This is a genomic window from Priestia sp. P5_B4, from assembly GCF_056400385.1.
The window spans coordinates 1-2,886 of the sequence record NZ_JBFULJ010000480.1 but is presented as its reverse complement, the minus strand read 5'-3'; the positions used below and the strand labels follow the sequence as shown (position 1 = coordinate 2,886).

General features: G+C 39.8%; 3 protein-coding genes. 1 reads left to right on the top strand and 2 read right to left on the bottom strand.

All coding sequences use genetic code 11. The annotated features are described in order from the left end of the window. Together proB and proC are read right to left on the bottom strand one after the other, a co-directional pair. On the bottom strand, positions 1 to 982 hold a 982-nt coding region (gene proB / locus AC1DRF_RS21640; RefSeq protein WP_477741661.1), incomplete at its 3' end, for a glutamate 5-kinase. Between the two features lie 87 nt (positions 983 to 1,069). Further along, positions 1,070 to 1,912, bottom strand: coding sequence for a pyrroline-5-carboxylate reductase (gene proC, locus AC1DRF_RS21635; RefSeq protein WP_013056987.1), 843 nt, complete (start codon positions 1,910 to 1,912; stop codon positions 1,070 to 1,072). A 450-nt stretch (positions 1,913 to 2,362) separates the two neighbouring features. Between proC and AC1DRF_RS21630 the strand changes: the two genes are divergently transcribed. Further along, positions 2,363 to 2,886, top strand: a 524-nt coding sequence (locus AC1DRF_RS21630; RefSeq protein WP_477741660.1) for a chemotaxis protein CheB, incomplete at its 3' end; no start/stop codon positions are given.

Below are 2,886 nucleotides of genomic sequence, written 5' to 3'. Positions count from 1 at the left end.
GCTCATTTTCGTCTTTATCTAGAATACGTACAACTGCTCGTTCACTAAAGTGGCCTTTAATATATTTAACGTGCTCGCGAAGTAAAGGCTCTTTATCTTCAATAATTGCACGTTTCGCGGCATCTTCGACTACTATTTCCCCTTCAGGACCAGAGTTAAACGCAATCCACTGCTTTTTCTGATTAAGGTTCGCAGAATCATCTTCAGATTCAAAATACGTTCCTGTTGCATCTCCATCAACCGCTTGTGTTAAGATGTTTGGCACGCCGGCTCTTCCTAAAAATGCTGGAATTCCTGACGCCATAGCGATTTTGAACGCGTCAATTTTCGAGCGCATACCGCCTGTTCCAACTGAACTTCCTGAATCTCCTGCAGATTCTTCGATTTCTTGCGTAATTTCTCCTACGTGAGGAACTAATTTTGCATTTGGATCCTGGCGAGGATCCGCGCTGTATAAGCCATCGATATCCGATAAAATAATAAGCAGGTCGGAATCCACTAGTCCAGCAACTTTAGCTGAAAGTGTATCATTATCGCCAAATTTTAATCGATTGATGGTTACCGTATCGTTTTCATTGACAATTGGCACAATGCCGCGTTCTAACAGAACGTTAATTGTATTTCGTGCATTGTTGTAACGATTTTCGTCTGAAAAATCGTCTCTCGTGATTAAGATTTGAGAAGCAACGTATCCATGGGATAGAAACAGTTCTGAATAAGCCTCCATTAACAGTCCTTGACCGATTGAGGCAGCTGCTTGTTTTTTAGGTAAAGAGCTAGGTCGCTCTAAGCAGCCAAGCTTGCGGTACCCTGCAGCTACAGCTCCTGATGAAACTAATAGCACTTCATGACCGCTATCTTTTAAGTCTACGACTTGGTCCACAAGGCGCTCGAGCTTCCGTCTGCTGATTTCACCGTGTGAACTTGTTAATGAACTACTTCCAATTTTAATTACAACCCGCTTCTTATTGTCGGGACTCATCAAATCACTCCTAGTGTGTTCTGTATGTTTTCTTGTTTATGATTATTTTTTTGTGGTGAGGAATTCACAAAGAAGATAAGTGACGAATTAATTAGTACTTGCCACTTTTTGTAGTTGAGCACTCATTTCTTTTGAACGCTTTGATGCTCCTTTGACTGCTTGCATCATTGCTTCTCCGCCGCCGTGTTTAGCTAAGGCGTCTAAACCAGCTGCTGTTGTACCGTTTGGAGACGTCACATTTTCACGAAGCTCCGTCGGCGTTTCATCTCTTTCCATCATCATTCTTGCTGCACCGTAAATGGTTTGGGCGCCAATTTCACGTGCTAGCTCAGGATCGAGACCTTCTTCTTTAGCTGCTTTTTCGATATGCTCCATAAGGAAATAAAAATAAGCGGGTCCACTTCCGGCAATTCCTGTGAAAATGTCCATTTGCGGTTCATCAATCACGTATACTTTTCCGATTGCAGAAAGCAGCTCTTTTGCTGTTAGCACAGCATCCATTGCAGCATATTGACCTGGAGATATAGCCGTTGCTGATTGTTGAATCATACTTGATGTATTCGGCATCACTCGGATGACCTGCTGTTCATCATGCAGTAACTCTTCCATGTATGAAGACGAAATCCCTGCAAGAACAGATAGGACAAGCTGGTCTTTGTTGATCTGAGGCTTTAATTCGTTTAATGCCTCTTCAGCGCCTTTTGGCTTCATCGCTAGAATAAAAACGTCGATGTCATCTGTTTTCAGTTCGCTGCGCTTTACTGCTGTGATACCATATCTATTTTCAAGTTCGTGCAGTCGCGCATCATTGCTTCGGTTTGTTACGATAATATTTTCAGCAGGTAATTTCTTTGCATTGACCATACCAGAAATCATCGCTTCGGCCATTGATCCAGCACCTAAAAAAGCAACTTTTTGTTTTTGATCCATCAAATCTCCCCTGTCATTTGTTCGTATTTTTGTTCTCGTTTCTTTCAACGGTTCCTATAGTAACATGCTGAAAAAGAGTGTCAAGTTGAATTTAACCGTTTTTTTCCTCCTTGAGCGTATAACCTTATGCATATGTAAGCGTAAACAAAACTTTTTTAAATATTTTTTTCTGCAAAAAAAAACGATTTTTTTATAAAAATACGTTTATATAAAGAAAATCGGGGCATATTATATAGTTTGGACTTTAAAATTTTTTTGCGAAAAATAGAGGAATTTTGAAAACGTTATTTGAACAATATAATAGGTTTGCTAAAATGAACCTATGTACCAGCATCTTGGTTTTTTTAAAAAAATTTACTTTTGATATAAACCACGCTGTGCTGTCGACATTAAAATAAACAAAACGACATACAATCTAGGAAGTGTTTAAACATTATTGGAGGTTCTATTATGAGGAACAACTCGTTTTCTACAGTTCCATCGTCTTCAGAAGGAATAGAGAAACAGGATTTACACGTTGTGGGAATTGGCGCTTCTGCCGGAGGGTTAGAAGCTATTGAGCAGTTTTTCGCTAATATGCCTTCACCAAATGGAATGGCGTTTATTATTGTGCAGCACCTTTCCTCTAAATATAAAAGTTTTATGCCAGAACTTTTAGCAAAAAAAACAGGAATGAATATCAAACTGACACAAGACGGGATGACTTTACAAGAAGACACAATTTATTTAAATCCTCCCCATCATTATGTAACCGTTGTGGATCATACTCTTCGCCTTCGTCCCTATGAAGAAAATGATCAGGTAAAGTATCCGATTGATGCCTTTTTTCATTCTCTGGCCGCTTCAAAAAAACACCGGTGCACAGCCATTATTTTATCAGGAAAAGGAAATGATGGAACAGGAGGAGCAAAAACGATACGAGAGTATGGCGGAACTGTACTTGTACAAGATGAAAGCACAGCAAAGTACAGGGA